The sequence below is a fragment of the Streptomyces sp. NBC_00344 genome (assembly GCF_036088315.1).
GTDB lineage: Bacteria > Actinomycetota > Actinomycetes > Streptomycetales > Streptomycetaceae > Streptomyces.
The window spans coordinates 1,794,351-1,815,112 of the sequence record NZ_CP107996.1 but is presented as its reverse complement, the minus strand read 5'-3'; the positions used below and the strand labels follow the sequence as shown (position 1 = coordinate 1,815,112).

Genomic DNA, 20,762 nt, shown 5'->3' with positions numbered 1-20,762 from the left:
TCACACTAACGCTCCTGGTTGTAGGTGCTGTCAGGACCACTGTGGTGATTCCCATTGGCCTGACCGTTCGTGTCACTACCTGCGTTGCGCCCTCGCAGTACGCCGCGGTGCAGGTTGCTCAACCTGCCTCGGACGTCCTCGGGAGCACGGGAGACCTGGGGGCCGCCCTGGGGGGTCTGTTCCGCCTTGCCCTCGACCAGGTTGGCCTTGGGCACCCGCCGCGGGAGACCGGAAGGGGTGACCCCGCCGGCCTTCGGCTCCCGCAGTTTCTCCGCTCGGTGCCAGCGTTCGTCGTTCGACGAACGCCAGTCGTCGGGTCCACTGCCGTTCCCGCTGCCGTCCCCGTTCCCATTCTGCGCCGCGGGCTCCGGATCCGGGGCCTGCGGCTGTCCTCCGCGGCGGGGAAGCCCGGCGTCGGTCATTTCGTGGGAGGTGCTCGGGGACGGTCCCGGTCGGTCGAAGCCTACGCGGTCCGAAGCGCCTGTGGGAGCGCTGGGGGCAGATTCCGCTTCCGGTTGGTAACCCGTCTCGTAGCCGTCCTGGTAGCCGGCCTGACCTGGCCAGTCATCCTGGTGGGGCTGGAGATCGAAGGTGCTCTCATACCGCGGCTGCTCGGGCTCCTGGGCCGGGTAACCAGATTCCGCATAGGCCGGATCCGGGTAGCCGTCAGGGGTCGCATAGCCGTTCTGGTCGTACGCCTCCTGCTGGGGCTGACGGACCTCAGGTGCGTACGGCTCGTACTCCTCGTGCCGAGGCTGCGCGTACTGCTCCTGGCCGTACTGCCCATCCCGGCCGTAGCCCTGCTCCTGCTCGTACTCAACCCGTCCGTACGACTCCTGCGGCTGACCCGCCAACTCGTCGCGGAACAGTGCCGGTTCGCCCCCGGAGGTCTGCGCCTCCAGAGCGGCGCGCCGCTCCTCACGCATCAGCGAGCGGTTGACCGGGTCCAGCTCACGGGGCTCGCCCTCGTTGTACCGGGTGTCGTCGAAGCCGAGTTCGGCCGCTGTCCGCAGCGGGGCGGTCTCGAAGGACGCCTGCTGCGGAATGATCGAGGAGACGGTGAAGTCGTCGCTGGGCAGCGGCTCACCGCCGCCACCATGGGTGATGGCGTCGGGGAGCATGACGAGGGATGTGGTGCCCGCCTGCTCGCCCGACGGGCGGAGCTGGACGCGCACGCCGTGCCGGTCGGCGAGGCGGCCGACCACGAAGAGGCCCATGCGCTGCGAGATCGCCGCGTCCACCGTCGGGGGGTTGGCCAGTTTGTGGTTGATGTCCGCGAAGTCCTCGGCGGTGAGGCCGATGCCCTTGTCGTGGATTTCGACCATCACCCGCCCGTCCGGGAGACGGGTCGCGGTGACCCGCACCTTGGTCTGCGGGGAGGAGAACGTGGTCGCGTTCTCCAGCAGCTCGGCGAGCAGATGCACGAGGTCGGTAACGGCCTGGCCGTGGATCTCCGTCTCGGGGACCCCGGTCAGTTCTATGCGCTCGTACGACTCCACCTCGGACGAGGCGGCCCGGAGTACGTCGACCAGAGGCACCGGCTGGTTCCAGCGGCGTCCCGGCTCCTCGCCCGCGAGAACCAGCAGGTTCTCGCCGTTGCGGCGCATTCGGGTCGCCAGGTGGTCCAGGCGGAAGAGGCTCTCCAGCTGGTCCGGATCGGCCTCGTTGTTCTCCAGGTCGGTGATCAGGGTCAGCTGGCCCTCGATGAGGGACTGGTTGCGACGCGAGAGGTTGGTGAAGATCGCGTTGACGTTGCCCCGCAGCATGGCCTGCTCGGCGGCGAGCCTGACGGCCTCGCGGTGGACCTGGTCGAAGGCCCTGGCGACCTCGCCGATCTCGTCCTGCGTGTTGATCGGGATGGGCTGCACCCGGGTGTCCACCCGGCCCGGCTCGGTCCGCGAGAGCTGGTCGACGAGCATCGGCAGGCGCTGCTCGGCGATCCCGAAGGCGGCGGTCCGCAGCTGGCGCATCGCGCGGCTCATCTGCCGCGCCATCATTCCGGCCAGCACGAAGGCGGCGAGGAGGGCGACGAGGACGATGGCGCCGTTGGTGATGGCGGCGTTCTTGGCGTTGCTCGAGATCGAGCCGGCGTCGGCGACAGCCTTGTTGACCAGGCCGTTCTCGATTTCGGTGTATCCGTCGAACTTGGCGGTCGACGCAGCCATCCAGGTCTGCGGTGTGATGCCCTTGGTCCGCAGATCGTCGGGGCTCTGACCCTTGCCGATCTCCGCGGCCATGCCGTCGTAGACCGAGCCGCCCTTGGACGGCGGAGCCACGAAGGGCACCCCGGCGGCCGCGGCCTTCTTCTTGGCGGCAGCCAGCTGCTTCTGGCCCTCGGTGGCCTTGCTCACCATGACCGTCTTCAGCTTGTCGCTGTCGGCCTGGGTGCCACCGGAAACGTATTCGCCGAGTGCGATCTGCTCCAGGTAGTTGTACGAGTTGAAGGCGACGGCCTGGGCGCGGAACTTCGTGTTGTCCTGGCTGGGGCGCACCAGCAGATGCATGCCGATGGACCGCTGGAGGGACTCCGCGGCCTTGGCCAGCTGGATCGCGTAGACCGTACGGCCGTAGCTGGTGATGTTGCCGGTCCCGAGGCCGAGCTCGTTGGAGAACTCCATCAGCGAGTGCTGGACCGAGACGTAGCCCTCTTCGGTCTTCACCGGGTCCATGGCTTCGGCGTACGCGGTCTTGCGCAGCGCGGCGAGGTTGGGCTCCTCGTCGCGGAAGAGCTTCAAGCGGCGCTGGAGGTGCTTGGTCTTCGGCAGGTTCTGCACGGCCGCGTCGAACTTCTGCGCCGCCGCGTCGGTGGCGGAGTAGGCGCTGGTGACGACCGTGCTGTCGCGCTTGTTGGACAGCAGGGGCTGGGCACTGAGGTCACGCTCGTTGAGCAGCGCCTGGCTGTATCCGGAGGCGGCGCGCACGACGAGAGCGACCCGCTCGGCGTCCTGCGCCTCGTTCCAGGTGTTGATGGAGCTCTTGACCTGGAATCCGCCCATGACCAGGCCGACGACGACAGGGATGAGCAGAATCGCGTTGAGCTTGGTGGGCACACGCCAGTTGCGCGGGGACAGCCGGCTTCCGCTGCCGCTGCCACCACCCTGGGCGGTGGCAGCAGCTCCGGACACGTCCGCAGGAGACGCCGCTGTACGCGACGGCGGGGTGAAGTTGCCCCGCGCCTGCTCCGCCGCGGAGCTGTTTTTGCTTCGCCTCACTCGACCAACAACCTCTCGGCGTCGGCACCTACGGTGTGCCGTTTTATCGTTCAGAGCCGTGCTACTCGGTGGTTCGTCGCCGTACTACCGAGTAGTTCGTCGAATTCCAGCACGTCGCACGGCATCGCTCCAAACAGCGGGAACCGGCCATTTCACGTGGCGTAAGCCTCAGATAAAACGGGCATAAAGAACGATCCACGCCAAAAGCGGAGTCCGACGTGAGCGCAGCGGCACCGGTCGAGTGCAACGGGTATCCGCAGCTGATGAATTCTCTGTCGAAACGTTATGAACACGGGGGCGGATCGTGTCAAACGACACAGCCCGCCCCACTTCACCTGCGTCAGCGGCTCTACGGCAACTGCCGTAGAGCGATACCTACTTGAGGCGGGCCATCAGTGCGTGTTCGACGAGCGTGATCAGTCCGCTCTTGGCGTCCGCGCGGTGGCGGGCGTCGGTGGTGAGGATCGGGGTGTCGGGGCCGATCTGCAGGGCTTCGCGTACCTCGTCCGGGGTGTACGGCTGGTGTCCGTCGAAGCCGTTGAGGGCGATGACGAAGGGGAGCCCCGAGTTCTCGAAGTAGTCCACCGCCGGGAAGCAGTCGGAGAGCCGGCGGGTGTCGACCAGCACGACCGCGCCGATGGCGCCGCGTACCAGGTCGTCCCACATGAACCAGAAGCGGTCCTGTCCGGGGGTGCCGAACAGGTACAGGATCAGATCCTGGTCGAGCGTGATACGGCCGAAGTCCATGGCGACGGTGGTCGTCGTCTTGTCCCCGGTGTGGGTGAGGTCGTCGATGCCCGCCGAAGCAGACGTCATGACGGCCTCGGTGCGCAGCGGGTTGATCTCCGAGACGGCGCCGACGAACGTGGTCTTGCCCACGCCGAAGCCCCCCGCCACCACGATCTTTGCCGAGGTGGTCGATCTGGCCGCGCCGCCGCCGCTAGAGCTTGCGAAGTCCACTGAGCACCCTTTCGAGCAGTGTCACGTCCGGCGTACCGCCGGCCTCTCCATTGCCCGGCTGGTGGATGGCCACCATGCCGGCCTCGGCCAGGTCGGCTACGAGGATCCGGGCAACACCGAGCGGCATCGACAGCAGCGCCGATACCTCGGCCACCGACTTGACCTCACGGCACAGATGGCAGATGCGCTGGTGCTCGGGGAGCAGGCCCGCGAGGTGCACCGGGTCGGCCGTGGTGCTCACCAGCGCCTCGATGGCGAGCTGGTAGCGCGGCCGGGTCCGGCCGCCGGTCATGGCGTACGGACGTACCAGTGGCTGGTCGCCCTCACTGTCGTACGACGCGTCGTGCAGCGCCCCGTACGGATCGTGCGAGGCGGGGGGCGGGGTCATGGATCCTCCGGGCGTGACAGCGGTGAGTCGGAGTGCCGTCTGAACTGGGCCGGTGGGGGGGTCGGGATGCGGCCGGACGGTTGGTTGGAACGTACGGGCAGTACCTGTGGGAGAACTGTCTAGTGGAGCAGACTCCCCTGCAGCTCGGCGCGCAGGTCCGGGGTGAGGACACTGCCCGCACGGTCGACCAGGAGGGCCATCTCGTAACCCACCAGGCCGATGTCGCAGTCCGGGTGGGAAAGGACGGCGAGGGAGGAACCGTCCGAGACCGACATGAGGAAGAGGAAGCCCCGTTCCATCTCGACCACGGTCTGGGCGACGTCGCCGCCCTCGAATATCCGGGAGGCACCCGCGGTGAGCGAGGTCAGCCCGGAAGCCACTGCCGCCAACTGGTCGGCACGGTCCCGCGGAAAGCCTTCGGACATGGCCAGAAGGAGTCCGTCGGCGGAGACCACCACTGTGTGGGACACCCCTGGGGTGTTGTCCACGAAGTTGGTGATCAACCAGTTCAGATTCTGCGCCGCCTGGCTCATCGGACTCAACTAGTGCTCCTGCTGGTGAGAGGGGCCGGTTCCGGCTTGGCGCCCCTGTTGGATACCGCGCCGGAGATTGGTCAGCCGGCCGCGTACGTCATCGGGCGCACGCGAAACCTGCGGACCGGCCTGATGGGCCTGCTGCTGTGCGGTACCGGGCACCAGGTTGGCACGCGGTACGCGTCGGGGCAGACCGGAAGTGGTGACACCACCGGCGGCGGGCTTCTTCGCCCGCTCGGCCTGCCGTACGAGTTCGTCATTGGGCGACGAGCGCCATGCGGGGCTCGGGCCGCCCTGGTTGACGGGCTCGCGACGTGGTGCCTGCGGAGCGGCCGGGGCCTGCTGCTCGGGCGCGGAAGGCGCCTGCGGCTCGGCGGCCCTGGCGCTCTGCGCGCCGTGGAACCAGTTGGTCTCCAGCGTGTCGTACAGCGGTGTACGGCCGTCGCCCGGATCGGACGCCGGCGGCAGCGCCTCGTACTGAGGCTGCTGCGGCAGGCTGTTGGGGACGGGCGGACGCGGCGCGCCGAAGTCGGTGCTGTCGCGTCGCGGTGCGCCGCCGCGGGGAGCGTCCGAAGGCGCGGGCGGACGCGGTGCGTTGAAGTCCGGCCTGGGGAACTGCGCCGTGGACGCGGGGTCCTGCGGCTGCGGGTCCTGCCGCCGGGGCTCCTGGTACTGAGCCTCCTGGTACTGCGGAGGCTGGGGCCGCTGCGGGCCGCGGACATCCGGGCGCTCGAACACATCGGAACGCTCGAACTGTCCGGTGTTCTGCTGGGGCGGCGGTCCGTCGAAGTCCGGGCGCTGGAACTCGGCGGTGGAGCCGGCTCCCTGCCGATCGTTACGGTCGTTCGCGGGGCGCCTGGGCTGGATCGGCTGCCGGTACTGGGGAGTGGATCCGGAATCCGTCTCCTCGTGACCGCGCGGCGCATCCTGCCCGGGCCGCGGCGGCTGCTCGCTGCCCCAGCTCGTGGTCTGCGGGCGCTGCGGCGCCGGCGGCCGGGTGTTGCCGCCGGGCAGTTCGGCCCGGGGGCCGCTGTTGGGTAGCTGCTGCTGCTGACGGCCGGCCGGCGGGGGCGGGAAGCCGCCGTCGCCGTACTGCTGCTGCGGACGCTGCTGGGCGGGGCCGCCCTGACCGCGCCCGGGGCCGTCATTGCCCAGACCGCCCTGACCGCCGCGGCGAGGCATCGGGGCGCCCGCACCGAAGGCGTTCATCGCCGGTGCGGGTGCCGGAGAGCCCTGCGGCAGACCGGGCTGCTGCGGGGCACCGCCCTGCGGCTGGGGGCCGCCGGGCTGGATCGAACGGTCGCCGTCACGGGCGGGCAGCGCGGCACGCGGACCCGAACCGTTGACCTGGCCGCGCTGGGCACCGCCGTTGAGCAGTCCGGCCGAACCGGCGGGCTGCTGCGGCAGCTGCTGCCCGGGACCGCCCGGCTTGGGCGGAGCCTTCTTGCCGCCCTGGGCGACATCGACCGGGAGCATGACCAGCGCGGTCGTACCACCGGAGTCGGAAGGCCTGAGCTGAATACGGATGCCGTGTCGCAGGGACAGCCGGCCGACCACGAACAGACCCATCCGGCGGGAGACCGAGACATCCACGGTGGGCGGCGAGGCCAGACGCTCGTTGATCGCGGCGAGGTCCTCGGGGGAGAGGCCGATACCGGTGTCGTGGATCTCGACCAGGACTCGCCCGTCGGGCAGCGCGTGACCTGTGACCCGCACCTTGGTCTGCGGTGAGGAGAACGACGTCGCGTTCTCGAGCAGCTCGGCGAGCAGGTGGACGAGGTCGTTGACGACGCGGCCCGCGACCTCGGTCGCGGGCACCGCCGCGAGTTCGATGCGCTCGTACTGCTCCACCTCGGAGGCGGCGGCACGGAGCACGTCGACCAGCGGCACAGGGCGGGTCCACCGGCGGCCCGGCTCCTCACCCGCGAGGACGAGGAGGTTTTCACCGTTACGGCGCATACGGGTCGCGAGGTGGTCGAGCTTGAACAGCGACGACAGCTGGTCCGGGTCCGCCTCGCGCGACTCGAGTTCGGAGATCAGCGAGAGCTGACGCTGGATGAGGCCCTGGCTGCGACGCGAGAGGTTGGTGAACATCGCATTGACGTTGCCCCGCAGCATGGCCTGCTCGGAGGCGAGCCGGACCGCCTCGCGGTGCACGTCGTCGAACGCCGCGGCGACCTTGCCGATCTCGTCCCGGCTGTGCACACCGACGGACTCGACAGAGGTGTCGACGTCCTGCGGGTCCGACTCCGAGAGCTGCTTGACCAGCTCGGGCAGCCGCTCACCGGCGACCTTGGTCGCGGTGTCCTGGAGCCTCCGCAGCGAGCGGATCATGGAGCGGGCCACGACGAAGGCGCCGACCAGCGAGACACCCATGATGAGGACGATCAGCGCGGCGTTGATGATCGCCTCGCGCTCGGCGTCGTTGCGCAGCTCGCGGGCCTTCTGCTCCATCTCGCCGAGCAGCGTGGCCTCGATGGTCTTCATGGCCGTGATGCGGTTGCTGTCCGCGTCGTACCAGTCCTTGTAGGAACGCGGCGACTGGTTGGTCAGCCCGTCCTTGTTCTCCAGGACGTGCTTCGCGTACAGCCTGGCGGCCGTGATCTCGGGATTTCCGGTGTCCAGGGGAGCCGTAAGGGCCTCGGCGTTGCCGGAGTACACCTGGTCGAACGAGGAGAGGGCGTCGTTCTCGCTCTGCATCGCGGACTGCGCGAAGAGCCGGTCGCTCTCTTCGAGGTGGCCGTGGTCCTTCTTGTTCGGCGGCAGCGCCGCCGAGATCACCGCACGCTGTTCCGACGCGTACTCCTTGGCCGATGAGAACGCGGCCAGGGCGCGGGTGCGCTTGATCATCTCGGGGTTCGCGGTCGCCTGCGCCATGTCCTGCGAGAGGCCGAGCAACGAGTTGATCAGCTCGCTGTACTCGGTGACCGTCTGCGAGGTGGTGGCGTCGCCCGCGTAGGCACCCTTGCGGATACTCCTGAGACGGCCGAGCTTGGTGGCGATCGAGCGGAGGCTGTTGCGGATGGACTCGATGGAGTCGTCGCGCTTCGCGTTGTCGAAGTTCGCCGTGCCGTCGATGAACGAGGTGTAGGCGAGGTCGGTCTTCTTGCGCGGCTCGTCGACGTTGAAGTCACTGGCGTCGGCACCGTGCGCCAGCGGACCGGCTGACTTGTCCCGCTCCTCCTGGAGCGCGGCGGCCAGCTCGGTCGCCTGCTTGGTCATCTGGGTGAGCAGCTGCATGTGATCCAGCTGCTGCATGTTGTTCAGCGACTCGTTGATCTTCAGACCACCCAGGGTGGTCGCGGCGACCACGGGCAGCGTCAGAAGAGCGACGAGCTTGGTACTGATGTGCCAGTTGCGCAGGGCTATTCGCGAGCCGGTATTGACCGGGCCCTTCGGCTTGGGCGAAGCCGGTGCCGAGGCCGGAGCCTTGGAGTCACCGGCGCCGGCCGAAGCCGGGCCATGGTTCTGCTGGGCCTGGGCGTGCTGGGGCGAGGAGCCGCGGTCGGTCCCGCCGCGCGGCTCTTGTCCCGCCGCAGCGCTGCCATCCCTCTTGAAACGTCCCTGCACTAGCGTCGCAACCTCTGGACCAGGCGTTCCCCCGCGCCAGCGGAAGAACGGTGTCGAGTCGTGGGGCGCGGCGCGCCCCATGGTGGTCGTAGGTGACCGGCGTAAATCCCCCTTCACCGCCGCCACTCGGCGCTGCTTTGCGCCCCTTGTGCACCGGCCTGGCTGTGTTCTCACAACGACTGCGCGGCAGTGCGTGGAATTCCAGCACAGTGGCGGATCTCCAACAAGGCCCGTGTGCCGGGCTGTGACCTTTCTGACACCGTGTGAGCACCTTGTCACGAAGCGTAGAAAGTGTTCTCGCATAAAACGGACGTATCCGCACGGACCGCTTACGGGCGGGGGGTGTCCCGGGCGGCGGCTCCGGGAGCGGAATGCATCGTTCAGGGGTGTAATGTCCGATTTCGAGAACGCGGTTGAGTGGGTGTTAAGTCTGATATGTCTATCACGTGGTGAGGAAACTCACACCTAGATCGTTGTCTTGTCCACGCTTCTCCGGGGAATTGGATGTTTAGCCTGAAGCTTTACAGGGATGGCGAATCCGACAACCGGCGCTCCGGCGCCGCCGACCGACAGGGCCGAAGAAGCAGATGAAGACGACGACGCTGTTCCGCAACATTGCCAACCCGCGCCGCATCACGCTGGCCCATCTCGCGGACGCGGCGCAGCTGCAGCAGCCCGAGCAGCCGGAGCACGCCGCCACCCTGCCCACCGTAACGGCCAATCCCCGTCGCACCATCCTGATGGAAGTACCGGCCCAGACACAGGTCACCGCCGCGAAGTAGCGGGAAGCAGTCGCTCGGCCCCCCTCTCCGCCCGCGCTAGCCTGGAGCGTCAGACTCCAGCCAGCCAGTAAGTGAGGGGCGACAGCACTCGTGCGCATCGCCAGATTCTCCATCGACGGCAATGTCGCCTTCGGCGTGGTCGAGGACGAAGGCGGCTCAGCCGGCCTCGTCCTCGACATCATCAAGGGCATTCCGTACGCCGACTTCGAGCGCTCCGGCACGAAGGTCCCGCTGAGCAAGGTCCGGCTGCTGCCCCCGGTGCTCCCCAACAAGGTGGTGGCCTTCGGCCGCAACTACGCGGAACACGCGGGAGAGCTCGGCAACGCGGTGCCCGACACACCGTTCGCCTTCTTCAAGCCGACCACATCGGTGATCGGTTCCGGCGACGCCATCGAGTACCCCTCCTTCTCCAGCGAGCTGCATCACGAGGCCGAGCTGGCCGTGGTCATCGGCCGGATGTGCCGCGAGGTCCCGAGGGAACGCGTCAAGGACGTCATCTTCGGTTACACCTGCGCCAACGACGTCACCGCCCGCGATGTACAGAAGCGTGAGAAGCAGTGGGCCAGGGCCAAGGGCTTCGACACCTCGTGCCCGCTTGGCCCCTGGGTGGAGACCGAACTCGACGCCTCCGATCTCACCATCCAGGCCACCGTCAACGGTGACCAGCGCCAGCTCGGCCGTACCAGCGAGATGATCCACTCCATCGAGGATCTGATCGTCAACATCACCGAGGCCATGACGCTGCTCCCCGGAGACGTCATCCTGACCGGCACCCCGGCCGGAGTCGGACCGCTCAACATCGGCGACGAGGTCGCCGTCACCATCGAAGGCATCGGCACTCTCACCAACAAGGTGATCAAGCGTGGCTAACGCGACCAACTCCCCCCAGCACCCGGCTCCGCTCGAGCAGGAGGTGCCCCCCCGGGTACGTTTCTGTCCCTCGCCGACCGGTAACCCTCATGTGGGTCTGGTCCGCACCGCCCTGTTCAACTGGGCGTTCGCCCGGCACACCGGCGGCACCATGGTCTTCCGCATCGAGGACACCGACGCGGCCCGGGACTCGGAGGAGTCGTACGAGCAGCTGCTCGACTCGCTGCGCTGGCTCGGTCTCGACTGGGACGAGGGCCCCGACGAGGTCGGCGGCCCGCACGCTCCGTACCGCCAGTCGCTGCGCATGGACATCTACGCCGATGTGGCGAAGAAGCTCCAGGACGCGGGTCACGCCTACGACTGCTACTGCACCACCGCCGAGCTCGAGGAGCGCCGCGACGCCGCCCGCAAGGCCGGCCGGCCCTCGGGCTACGACGGGCACTGCCGTGACCTCTCCGCCGGTCAGGTCGAGGCCTACCGGGCCGAAGGCCGTACGTCCATCGTCCGCTTCCGGATGCCCGACGAGACGATCACCTTCACCGACCTGGTCCGCGGCGAGCTCACCTTCACCCCGGAGAACGTGCCGGACTTCGGGATCGTGCGCGCCAACGGTGCCCCGCTCTACACGCTCGTCAACCCCCTCGACGACGCGCTGATGGAGATCACCCACGTACTGCGCGGCGAGGACCTGCTCTCCTCCACTCCCCGGCAGATCGCGCTCTACAAGGCCCTGATCGAGATCGGTGTCGCCAAGCGGATCCCGCAGTTCGGCCACCTTCCCTACGTCATGGGCGAGGGCAACAAGAAGCTCTCCAAGCGTGACCCGGAGGCATCCCTCAACCTCTACCGCGAGCGCGGCTTCCTTCCCGAGGGACTGCTCAACTACCTGTCCCTGCTGGGCTGGTCCTTCTCGGCGGACAAGGACATCTTCACCGTCGCCGAACTGGTCGAGAAGTTCGACATCGCGGACGTCAACGCCAACCCTGCCCGCTTCGACCTGAAGAAGGCCGAGGCGATCAACGCCGACCACATCCGGCTGCTCGACGTGAAGACCTTCACCGACGCCTGCACCCCCTGGCTGCGTGCCCCGCACGCCAACTGGGCGGAGGAGAGCTTCGACCGGGCGGCCTGGGAGGCCATCGCGCCGTACGCCCAGACCCGCCTCACCGTCCTCTCCGACATCACAGCCAACGTCGACTTCCTCTTCCTCGACCGGCCGGTGGAGGACGAGGCGTCCTGGGCCAAGGCCATGAAGGGCGACCCGGTGGCCCTGCTGACCACGGCCCGCGCCAACCTGGCCGAAGCGGACTGGGCCAGCCCGGAGGCCCTCAAGTCAGCCGTCCTGGCCGCAGGGGAGCAGCACGGCCTGAAGCTCGGCAAGGCCCAGGCGCCGGTCCGCGTCGCGGTCACCGGCCGCACGGTGGGTCTGCCCCTCTTCGAGTCACTGCAGATCCTGGGCAGGGAGCGCTCGCTCGAGCGCATCGACGCCGCGCTGGCGAAGCTGGCGGGATAGCCGGCCGTGTCCCGGGGCGGGCGGCAGTCGCACCTGCTGCCGCCCGCCCCGTCGGACCCGCCCCCCCGGACGCCTTCCCGGGGCGTCCGACGTGCTCCGCGCGGTACGTTCGGAGCATGCCGGTACGCGCCGTCCTCTGGGACATCGACGACACGATCTTCGACTACACCGGCGCCGACCGCGCCGGTATGCGAGCGCACCTGAACATCGAGGGCCTGCCCGACGGATACGGCTCCGTCGAGCAGGCCCTCACCCGTTGGCGTGAGATCACTGATCTGCACTGGGGCCGGTTCTCAGCCGGGGAGACCGACTGGCAGGGGCAGCGCAGGGCCCGGGTGCGGATGTTCGTCGGCCGGGACCTGAGCGACACGCAGGCCGACGACTGGTTCGGCCGGCATCTCGGGCACTACGAGGCGGCGTGGTCGCTCTTCCCCGACTTCGTTCCCGCCCTCGATCTGCTGACGGCGGACTACCGACACGGCGCGCTGTCGAACTCCTCCGTCCACAGCCAGGACCACAAGCTGCGCGTCCTCGGTGTGCGGGACCGCTTCGAAGCCCTCGTCTGCGCCGCTGAGCTGGGCTTTGCCAAGCCCCGGCCGGAGGCGTTCCTCGCCGCGTGCGACGAGATGGGGCTGGCCCCGGCGGATGTCGTGTACGTGGGAGATCACCCGGATATCGACGCAGTCGGCGCGCTCGCAGCCGGGTTGAGTGCCGTCTGGCTGGACCGTACGGACACGGCCGGCCGGCCCGAGCTGATCCGGATCACCGGACTCGACCAGCTTCCGGCCCTGCTGCGGCGCGATACCCGTTTTGGAGCGCCGTCCACCTTCAGGTAATGTTCTTCCTGCGCCGCTCGACCGGGCCGGAAGGCCGGAGTGGACGGTGCGATCCGAGCAAAACCTCGACAAGGGGTTGCGCTTTGGTGGGCTATGGTGTAATTGGCAACACAACGGTTTCTGGTACCGTCATTCTAGGTTCGAGTCCTGGTAGCCCAGCGCAAGATCAGCAGTAACCACCTTGAAGTACAAGCCCCCGTTGTGTAGCGGCCTAGCACGCTGCCCTCTCACGGCAGTAGCGCCGGTTCGAATCCGGTCGGGGGTACAGATCCTTCCCGCGAGATCATCAGGGTCGCACCCGATGGACTTGATGCAGGATCGCCAGGGCCCCCGTTGTGTAGCGGCCTAGCACGCTGCCCTCTCACGGCAGTAGCGCCGGTTCGAATCCGGTCGGGGGTACTCCACCATGGGCTATGGTGTAATTGGCAACACAACGGTTTCTGGTACCGTCATTCTAGGTTCGAGTCCTGGTAGCCCAGCGCAACATCTGTAGTACACGCCCCCGTTGTGTAGCGGCCTAGCACGCTGCCCTCTCACGGCAGTAGCGCCGGTTCGAATCCGGTCGGGGGTACAGGATGGAAGGGTCCTTCACTTCGGTGAAGGGCCTTTTTGCATGGCCGCGGCCGGCTGTCCGGCGGCCCGCCGGCCGGGCCGGGTTCGCGGATCTCCCGTTGCCCCGTGGGTGGTTCACAGTCCGTGGTGCCGCGCCGACTCCTCCTCCTGGGCCACTCTGCGCAGCGAGACCAGCAACGGCCCGCAGGCCCGTACTGCTTGCAATGCCGATAATGCTCAGGGAGTTGAGCAGAGACCGGAGCCGGGGCTGCTCGGCTGCACCCTGCCGTCCGGCTCACCGCGGATGTACTGCGTCGCGTCCATGGCACGGGACCTGCGTCGTGCCCGGGGGATCGTACGAGTCGATCTACGGCGATGTGCCGTTGCACGGTCCGGCGGCGACCGGTGTGATGCCGGTCCGGGGGAGGGGCCGCACGGTGGCGGATCGTCTCGCGCACCGCTCCGGCGCGAAGTGACCGGGCCGGGGGCGGCCGACCGGGATCCGGCGGCCGGGAAAGGGGGCCGCCACGACGCTGGGGCGGCCTGCTGAAAGGAAAAAGGCGCTGCGCGGCGTCAGCTGGTCCGGCGCAGGGCCTCGGAGAGCCGGCCTGCCGCGTCAATGACCGCCTGGGCGTGCATCCGGCCGGGGTGCCGGGTGAGCCGCTCGATCGGACCCGATACCGAGACGGCCGCGACCACGCGGTTGGAGGGTCCGCGCACCGGGGCGGAGACCGAGGCCACGCCCGGCTCGCGCTCGCCGATGGACTGGGCCCAGCCCCTGCGCCGTACGCCTGACAGTGCCGTCGCCGTGAAGCGGGCACCCTGGAGCCCTCGGTGGAGACGCTCGGGCTCCTCCCAGGCCATCAGGATCTGGGCCGACGAGCCGGCCTTCATGGTGAGGGTCGAGCCGACCGGAACGGTGTCCCGCAAGCCGGAGAGGCGCTCGGCCGCCGCCACGCAGATCCGCATGTCGCCCTGTCGTCGGTAGAGCTGAGCGCTCTCACCCGTGACATCGCGCAGGTGCGTCAGCACCGGTCCTGCCGTCGCCAGCAGCCGGTCCTCGCCCGCAGCAGCGGCGAGTTCCGAAAGCCGCGGGCCGAGAATGAAGCGCCCCTGCATGTCCCTCGCCACCAGTCGGTGGTGTTCCAGTGCCACGGCAAGACGATGTGCCGTGGGTCGTGCCAGCCCGGTCGCCGCGACCAGCCCGGCGAGGGTGGCCGGGCCGGACTCCAGAGCGCTCAATACCAGAGCTGCCTTGTCGAGAACGCCGACGCCGCTAGAGTTGTCCATGCAACGATACTCGCGTCTCACTCTGTGAAACGCAAGTTCAATTTTCTCGGGAACTTGCCAACCTGTAGGGGCGGCCGTACAACGGCTCGCAGTTTTCGCCCGGTACGGGGGTTCGGACGGGGACGCCCGATTTCTAGTTGGGCCGGCGAAGACGCCGGCCGGAGGGAAAGCGATGGGTAGGACACTCGCGGAGAAGGTCTGGGACGACCATGTCGTCAGGCGCGCCGAAGGCGAGCCCGACCTCCTCTTCATCGATCTGCACCTGCTGCACGAGGTGACCAGCCCGCAGGCGTTCGACGGCCTGCGCCAGAACGGCCGGCCGGTGCGGCGCCTCGACCTCACCATCGCCACCGAGGACCACAACACCCCGACCCTCGACATCGACAAGCCGATCGCGGACCCGGTGTCCCGTGTCCAGCTGGAGACGCTGCGCAAGAACTGCGCCGAGTTCGGTGTACGCCTGCACCCGCTGGGCGATGTCGAGCAGGGCGTCGTCCACGTCGTGGGGCCGCAGCTGGGTCTGACCCAGCCGGGCACCACGGTGGTCTGCGGTGACAGCCACACGTCCACGCACGGCGCGTTCGGCGCGCTGGCGTTCGGTATCGGCACCTCGCAGGTCGAGCACGTGCTGGCCACCCAGACGCTGACGCTGGACCGTCCGAAGACGATGGCCATCACGGTCGGGGGCGAACTGCCCGACTCCGTCACCGCCAAGGACCTGATCCTGGCGATCATCGCCCGTATCGGCACCGGTGGCGGCCAGGGCTACATCCTCGAATACCGCGGACCCGCCATCGAGAAGCTGTCGATGGAAGCCCGCATGACCATCTGCAACATGTCGATCGAGGCGGGTGCCCGGGCCGGCATGATCGCCCCCGACCGGACCACCTTCGACTACCTCCAGGGCCGTGACCACGCCCCGAAGGGTGCCGAGTGGGACGCGGCGGTCGAGTACTGGAAGACGCTGCGCACCGACGACGACGCGGTCTTCGACGCCGAGGTGTTCATCGACGGTGCCGAACTGGCTCCCTTCGTCACCTGGGGCACCAACCCCGGCCAGGGCGCGCCGCTCTCGGCCAGCGTCCCCGACCCGGCTTCGTACGAAGACGCATCGGAGCGCCTGGCCGCCGAAAAGGCCCTGGAGTACATGGGGTTGACGGCCGGACAGCCGCTGCGCGACATCAAGGTCGACACGGTCTTCGTAGGTTCCTGCACCAACGGCCGTATCGAGGACCTGCGGAACGCGGCCGCTCTCCTGGAGGGCCGCAAAGTCGCCGACGGCGTACGGATGCTGGTCGTCCCGGGCTCCGTGCGGGTCGCACTGCAGGCAGTGGAGGAAGGCCTGGACAAGGTCTTCACCGCCGCGGGCGCCGAATGGCGGCACGCGGGCTGTTCGATGTGCCTGGGCATGAACCCCGACCAACTGGCGCCGGGCGAGCGTTCCGCGTCCACCTCCAACCGTAACTTCGAAGGCAGGCAGGGCAAGGGCGGGCGTACCCACCTGGTCTCCCCGCAGGTGGCTGCCGCCACCGCGGTGCTGGGTCATCTGGCCTCGCCGGCCGACCTGTCCGACGCCCCGACCCTCGTGGAGGCCTGATTTCCATGGAAGCTTTCACCAAGCACACCGGCAGGGGCGTCCCGCTGCGCCGCTCCAACGTCGACACCGACCAGATCATCCCGGCCCACTGGCTGAAGAAGGTCACCCGGGACGGTTTCGAGGACGGGCTCTTCGAGGCCTGGCGCAAGGACCCCGAGTTCATCCTGAACCGTCCCGAGCGCGCGGGTGCCTCGGTGCTGGTGGCCGGTCCCGACTTCGGCACCGGCTCATCGCGTGAGCACGCGGTCTGGGCGCTGCAGAACTTCGGATTCAAGGCCGTCATCTCCTCGCGGTTCGCCGATATCTTCCGCGGCAACTCGCTCAAGAACGGCCTCCTGACCGTGGTGCTCGACCAGAAGGTCGTGGACGCGCTCTGGGACCTCACCGACGCCGACCCGAATGCCGAAATCACGGTGGACCTGGAGGGCCGGCAGGTCCTGGCGGAGGCTGTCGACGGATCAAAGCTGACGGCGGACTTCGAGCTCGACGAGAACGCCCGCTGGCGTCTGCTGAACGGTCTGGACGACATCGCCCTCACCCTTCAGAACGAAGCGGACATCACGGCTTACGAAGGGGCGCGCCCGGCCTTCAAGCCGCGCACAATTGAGGTCTGAGCAGCGCTTTTTCGAGACTGCGCCCCCTGCCGACCGGCAGGGGGCGCAGTCGCATGTTGAGCCCCCGTCGGGCGACAACTCGCCCCAGATGGCACAATCGGCGCATGGGAAGCGACAACCAACTCAAGCTCTACGCGGAAGTCGCCGAACAATTGAAAGAAGCGCACACAAGGGTGCGCGAACTGCAAGTCCCGGAGGGCGTAAGGATGGCGCTGTCCCGGAAGCTGTTGGTCATCACGGCCGCGGCGAAGCACGATCTCACCGATGCAGCAACGCGCCTGGATCGGTTGATGAAGGACCTCGACGAGGGTCGATTCCCCGATGGCAACTCCCTTGGTGGATCTCCGTGACGGTTCAGTTCGTTGCGGCACAAGGGTGATTAGACCGTTTCGTGTTTGATTTGCGGTATATATCTGCCTAACGTGCGAAAAAGCCTGAACAGTTTCGTTCTGGCAATGTCTCCGAAGGGGAAGACGTGAACAAGGCGCAGCTCGTAGAGGCCATTGCCGACAAGGTCGGCGGCCGCCAGCAGGCCGCAGACGCGGTGGACGCGGTACTGGACGCCATCGTCCGCGCGGTGGTCGGAGGCGACCGGGTCTCGGTCACCGGCTTCGGATCGTTCGAGAAGGTCGACCGCCCGGCCCGTTACGCCCGTAACCCTCAGACGGGAGAGCGGGTACGGGTCAAGAAGACCTCGGTTCCGCGTTTCCGCGCCGGTCAGGGCTTCAAGGACCTGGTCAGCGGCTCGAAGAAGCTCCCGAAGAACGATGTGGCCGTCAAGAAGGCGCCCAAGGGCAGCCTCTCGGGCGGATCTTCCACGCGTACGGCCGTCAAGAAGGCCGCGGCCAAGAAGGCCACCGCCGCCAAGAAGACGGCAGCGAAGAAGACCACGGCCGCGAAGACCGCCGCCAAGAAGACGACGCCGGCGAAGAAGACGGCCACAGCAGCCAAGAAGACCGGCTCCGCCGCGAAGACGGCCGCGAAGAAGGCCACGCCGGCGAAGAAGGCCACCACGAAGAAGGCCACCGCGAAGAAGACCGCCCCGGCGAAGAAGGCCGTGGCCAAGAAGGCGCCCGCGAAGAAGACCACGGCGCGCAAGACCACCGCCAAGAAGGCCACCGCACGGAAGAAGTAAGCGGCACAGGCCACCCACGCGTCGGGCCGGGCTCCCCTGGGGAGCCCGGCCCGCGGCGCGTCGGCAGGACAAGCCGCCGGAAGACGTGCGGTCAGAGGGTCTGCAGTGTGATCAGGGTGATGTGCCGGCTGTCGCCCTCACCCGTGGTCTCGATCCGCACCCGCTGGCCGGGCCGCAGGAGACGCAGCCCCCCGGCGTCGAAGGCCGGGGCGTCGAAATCCACCGGGGTGCCGTCGTCGAGCAGCACACTGCCGCTGCGGGTCTCGGAGTCGTATGTGTACGCGGTCGCCTGCATGGCCGCAGCTTAGAGCCTCGGGCAGGAGGCGCTGTCAGCCGCCGCCCGGCCCCCGCAGCCCGGCCGCCCCATACCGCCGGGATGTGTACCGGCCGAGCCCCATCGCGGCAGCGACCCGCAGATCGTCCCCGGTGTCCACGTCCTGGCGGACCGAGGCGACCCCGTCCAGCAGTATCTCCACAGCACCGGAGGCGGAATGCCCCGCCCGGGAGCGGCCGCCGAAAACCGGCCCCAATTCGACTCCGGGAGCCGACGTGAGCAACGTTGTGCCGATTCCGGCGGCATCAGCCAGAAATGCCCGTTGAAAATCTGCTGCACGGTCGAGCACCCGTCGCAATTCCCCGGGACGCAGCGCCGGAAGATCGGCATTCAGTGCGGCCACCGCCGCTCCGGGGCGCGACGCGCGCACCGAACGCGCTCCGAGCGTGAGTGCGCCGTTGAGTCCCGTCGTGGAAAGATCCGGCACAATCCGGGCACCCAGGGCAGCCAGCTCCGCCGACGCACGGGCGTCATTGGTGACTACGGCCACATCCCGCACGGCAGAACAAGCCAGTGCCGCGGCCACGGTGTCCTGGGCGAAGGCGAGAGCGAGCTCCGGGCGTACCTCGTCGTCCGCCGTCGGAGCAAGTCTGCTTTTCGCCAGCGCCAAGGGCTTCAGGGGTACGACCAGGGACCAGTTGGCGGCCCGATCCATGTTCGGCATCGGTCCTATTGTGGCCCGAGCCCGCGATACCGGACGGGCCGGGCCGGGCGTACGGTGTTCTCGACAGAGCAGGGGCCTGGGGCGAGACTCGACGTTCGGTGACCGGGCAATGAGTCCTAGAGGAAGGTGTCCGGGTGTCCGGCCGTAGAATCGGCTTCTGGTACCGCCTGGCGGCGGTCATTTCGAAACCGCCGTTGCTGGTTCTGTTCAAGCGGGACTGGAGCGGAATGGAACACATTCCGGATGACGGCGGATTTATCACCGCCGTCAATCACAACTCGTATCTGGATATGTTCTCCTACGGGCACTTCCAGTACAACACGGGTAAAGTCCCCCGTTTCCTGGCCAAGGCGGCGCTCTTCGACGTGCCTGGTGTCGGGCTGCTGCTGCGCGGCACCGGGCAGATCCCGGTCTACCGCGATTCCTCCAACGCGTTCGGCGCCTTCCGCGCCGCAGTGGAGGCCGTCGAACAGGGGCAGTGCGTGGCCTTCTATCCCGAAGGCACCCTCACCCGCGACCCCGGACAGTGGCCGATGACTGCCAAGAGCGGGGTCGCACGGGCCGCGCTGCTCACCAAGGCGCCTGTTATCCCGGTGGCCCAGTGGGGCGCCAACCTGGCCATGCCGCCGTACGCCAAGGAGAAGCGGATCCGCCTCTTCCCGCGGAAGACCCTGGTGGTCAAGGCAGGACCGCCCGTCGACCTGGCGCGCTTCTACGGCCAGGACCCGACGCCCGAGGTGCTGAGGGAGGCGACCGAGGCAGTCATGGCGGCGATCACCGCCCTGCTGGAGGAACTGCGCGGTGAGAAGGCTCCCGACGAGCCCTACGATCACCGCAAGGCCCGCACGGAAGAGCGGCGCAAGGCCGCAGGGGAGGGCACCAAGTGACGCGAGCGGCCGTTTTCGGCAACGGATCCTGGGGCACGGCGTTCGCCATGGTCCTCGCCGACGCGGGCTGTGAGGTGACCCTCTGGGGGCGCCGCGCCGGGCTCGTCGACGCCATCAACACGACTCGTACCAACCCCGATTATCTGCCGGGAATCGAGCTTCCCGCATCGGTACGGGCCACCACCGACCCCATCGAGGCCGCCCGCGGCGCCGACTTCACGGTGCTGGCCGTGCCGTCCCAGACACTGCGCGCCAACCTCGCCGACTGGGCGGAGCTGTTGCCGTCGGAGACCGTCCTGGTGTCGCTGATGAAGGGCGTCGAACTCGGCACGGCCAAGCGGATGAGCGAGGTGATCGAAGAGGTCGCCAAGGTCCCCGCCGAGCGGGTCGCGGTCCTCACCGGTCCCAACCTGGCCAAGGAGATCGCGGGCCGGATGCCGGCCGCCGCCGTGGTCGCCTGCTCGGACGAAGCAGTGGCCCAGCGCCTCCAGGCCGCCTGCCACACCGCGTACTTCCGGCCCTACACCAACACCGACGTGGTCGGGTGTGAGCTCGGCGGTGCGGTCAAGAACGTGATCGGCCTCGCCGTCGGGATCGCCGACGGCATGGGTCTCGGTGACAACGCCAAGGGCTCACTGATCACCCGCGGGCTGGCCGAAACCACCCGGCTCGGCCTGGCGATGGGCGCCGATCCGCTGACCTTCTCCGGACTCGCCGGGCTCGGTGACCTCGTCGCCACCTGCTCGTCGCCGCTCTCACGCAACCACACCTTCGGCACCAACCTCGGGCGGGGCATGACCCTGCAGGAGACCATCGCGGCCACCAGCCAGACGGCCGAAGGCGTCAAATCCTGCGAATCGGTGGCCGATCTGGCCCGGCGGCACCACGTCGAAATGCCCATCACCGAAACCGTCGTGGACATCGTGCATCACGGGAAGGCGCCGGTCGTCGCACTGAAGGAACTGATGTCACGCAGCGCCAAGGCCGAGCGTCGCTGACTGAATTCCTACCAGCAGGTACTCTCA

The 20,762-nt window shown here is 68.3% G+C and carries 18 protein-coding genes and 5 tRNA genes; 15 read left to right on the top strand and 8 right to left on the bottom strand.

The window, feature by feature from the left end:
- Positions 1 to 5: 5 nt before the first annotated feature.
- The 5 genes from OHS16_RS08035 to OHS16_RS08015 form a co-directional block, all read right to left on the bottom strand.
- Complete coding sequence (locus OHS16_RS08035) at positions 6 to 3,212, bottom strand: sensor histidine kinase (RefSeq protein ID WP_328536480.1); 3,207 nt, start codon at positions 3,210 to 3,212, stop codon at positions 6 to 8.
- A gap of 375 nt (positions 3,213 to 3,587) precedes the next feature.
- Positions 3,588 to 4,172 carry a GTP-binding protein gene (locus OHS16_RS08030; RefSeq protein WP_328319834.1) on the bottom strand — a complete coding sequence of 195 codons (585 nt, stop codon included), beginning with the start codon at positions 4,170 to 4,172 and terminating at the stop codon, positions 3,588 to 3,590.
- Positions 4,153 to 4,560, bottom strand: a complete 408-nt coding sequence (locus tag OHS16_RS08025; RefSeq protein ID WP_328536479.1) for a DUF742 domain-containing protein — start codon at positions 4,558 to 4,560, stop codon at positions 4,153 to 4,155. The genes OHS16_RS08030 and OHS16_RS08025 overlap by 20 nt, the downstream gene beginning before the upstream one ends.
- Before the next feature lie 119 nt (positions 4,561 to 4,679).
- Positions 4,680 to 5,093 carry a roadblock/LC7 domain-containing protein gene (locus OHS16_RS08020; protein WP_250297614.1) on the bottom strand — a complete coding sequence of 138 codons (414 nt, stop codon included), beginning with the start codon at positions 5,091 to 5,093 and terminating at the stop codon, positions 4,680 to 4,682.
- 9 nt (positions 5,094 to 5,102) lie between these two features.
- Positions 5,103 to 8,663, bottom strand: coding sequence for a sensor histidine kinase (locus OHS16_RS08015; protein WP_328536478.1), 3,561 nt, complete (start codon positions 8,661 to 8,663; stop codon positions 5,103 to 5,105).
- Positions 8,664 to 9,250: 587 nt separating this feature from the next.
- Here OHS16_RS08015 and OHS16_RS08010 point away from each other — a divergent pair.
- The 9 genes from OHS16_RS08010 to OHS16_RS07970 all read left to right on the top strand — a co-directional run bounded on the left by OHS16_RS08010 (position 9,251) and on the right by OHS16_RS07970 (position 13,235).
- A complete protein-coding gene (locus tag OHS16_RS08010; protein WP_328536477.1) occupies positions 9,251 to 9,445 on the top strand; it encodes a hypothetical protein in 195 nt (64 codons plus the stop codon).
- A 90-nt stretch (positions 9,446 to 9,535) separates the two neighbouring features.
- On the top strand, positions 9,536 to 10,315 hold the full coding sequence (locus OHS16_RS08005; RefSeq protein WP_328536476.1) for a fumarylacetoacetate hydrolase family protein: 780 nt from the start codon (positions 9,536 to 9,538) through the stop codon (positions 10,313 to 10,315).
- On the top strand, positions 10,308 to 11,828 hold the full coding sequence (gene gltX, locus OHS16_RS08000) for a glutamate--tRNA ligase (RefSeq protein ID WP_328536475.1): 1,521 nt from the start codon (positions 10,308 to 10,310) through the stop codon (positions 11,826 to 11,828). Before OHS16_RS08005 ends, gltX begins: the two co-directional genes overlap by 8 nt.
- Before the next feature lie 116 nt (positions 11,829 to 11,944).
- Positions 11,945 to 12,664, top strand: coding sequence for an HAD family hydrolase (locus tag OHS16_RS07995; RefSeq protein WP_328536474.1), 720 nt, complete (start codon positions 11,945 to 11,947; stop codon positions 12,662 to 12,664).
- Between the two features lie 87 nt (positions 12,665 to 12,751).
- Positions 12,752 to 12,823: transfer RNA gene (locus OHS16_RS07990), tRNA-Gln, on the top strand.
- 33 nt (positions 12,824 to 12,856) lie between these two features.
- Positions 12,857 to 12,929, top strand: a tRNA-Glu gene (locus tag OHS16_RS07985).
- A gap of 61 nt (positions 12,930 to 12,990) precedes the next feature.
- Positions 12,991 to 13,063: transfer RNA gene (locus OHS16_RS07980), tRNA-Glu, on the top strand.
- Positions 13,064 to 13,071: 8 nt separating this feature from the next.
- Positions 13,072 to 13,143 (top strand) — tRNA-Gln (locus OHS16_RS07975).
- A 19-nt stretch (positions 13,144 to 13,162) separates the two neighbouring features.
- A tRNA-Glu gene (locus tag OHS16_RS07970) sits at positions 13,163 to 13,235 on the top strand.
- A gap of 554 nt (positions 13,236 to 13,789) precedes the next feature.
- Here OHS16_RS07970 and ndgR read toward each other — a convergent pair.
- Positions 13,790 to 14,506 (bottom strand): IclR family transcriptional regulator NdgR, encoded by a 717-nt coding sequence (gene ndgR / locus OHS16_RS07965; protein WP_328536473.1) that lies wholly within the window; start codon positions 14,504 to 14,506, stop codon positions 13,790 to 13,792.
- Positions 14,507 to 14,678: 172 nt separating this feature from the next.
- Here ndgR and leuC point away from each other — a divergent pair, with 172 nt between their 5' ends.
- The 4 genes from leuC to OHS16_RS07945 all read left to right on the top strand — a co-directional run bounded on the left by leuC (position 14,679) and on the right by OHS16_RS07945 (position 17,852).
- Entirely contained in the window at positions 14,679 to 16,103 is a 1,425-nt protein-coding gene (leuC, locus tag OHS16_RS07960) for a 3-isopropylmalate dehydratase large subunit (protein ID WP_328536472.1), read from the top strand.
- A 5-nt stretch (positions 16,104 to 16,108) separates the two neighbouring features.
- Positions 16,109 to 16,717: a 3-isopropylmalate dehydratase small subunit gene (leuD, locus tag OHS16_RS07955; protein WP_328536471.1), complete on the top strand. Its 609-nt coding sequence runs from the start codon at positions 16,109 to 16,111 to the stop codon at positions 16,715 to 16,717.
- A gap of 104 nt (positions 16,718 to 16,821) precedes the next feature.
- Positions 16,822 to 17,067, top strand: a complete 246-nt coding sequence (locus tag OHS16_RS07950; RefSeq protein ID WP_328536470.1) for a hypothetical protein — start codon at positions 16,822 to 16,824, stop codon at positions 17,065 to 17,067.
- 125 nt (positions 17,068 to 17,192) lie between these two features.
- Positions 17,193 to 17,852, top strand: a complete 660-nt coding sequence (locus OHS16_RS07945; RefSeq protein WP_328536469.1) for an HU family DNA-binding protein — start codon at positions 17,193 to 17,195, stop codon at positions 17,850 to 17,852.
- A gap of 91 nt (positions 17,853 to 17,943) precedes the next feature.
- On the opposite strand, the gene OHS16_RS07940 is transcribed toward OHS16_RS07945, so the two are convergent.
- Together OHS16_RS07940 and cofC are read right to left on the bottom strand one after the other, a co-directional pair.
- Entirely contained in the window at positions 17,944 to 18,147 is a 204-nt protein-coding gene (locus OHS16_RS07940; RefSeq protein ID WP_328536468.1) for a hypothetical protein, read from the bottom strand.
- Between the two features lie 34 nt (positions 18,148 to 18,181).
- Positions 18,182 to 18,850 carry a 2-phospho-L-lactate guanylyltransferase gene (gene cofC, locus OHS16_RS07935; RefSeq protein WP_328536467.1) on the bottom strand — a complete coding sequence of 223 codons (669 nt, stop codon included), beginning with the start codon at positions 18,848 to 18,850 and terminating at the stop codon, positions 18,182 to 18,184.
- 134 nt (positions 18,851 to 18,984) lie between these two features.
- Between cofC and OHS16_RS07930 the strand changes: the two genes are divergently transcribed.
- Together OHS16_RS07930 and OHS16_RS07925 are read left to right on the top strand one after the other, a co-directional pair.
- Entirely contained in the window at positions 18,985 to 19,737 is a 753-nt protein-coding gene (locus tag OHS16_RS07930) for a lysophospholipid acyltransferase family protein (RefSeq protein ID WP_328536466.1), read from the top strand.
- Positions 19,734 to 20,735, top strand: a complete 1,002-nt coding sequence (locus OHS16_RS07925) for an NAD(P)H-dependent glycerol-3-phosphate dehydrogenase (protein ID WP_328536465.1) — start codon at positions 19,734 to 19,736, stop codon at positions 20,733 to 20,735. The genes OHS16_RS07930 and OHS16_RS07925 overlap by 4 nt, the downstream gene beginning before the upstream one ends.
- Positions 20,736 to 20,762 lie beyond the last annotated feature (27 nt).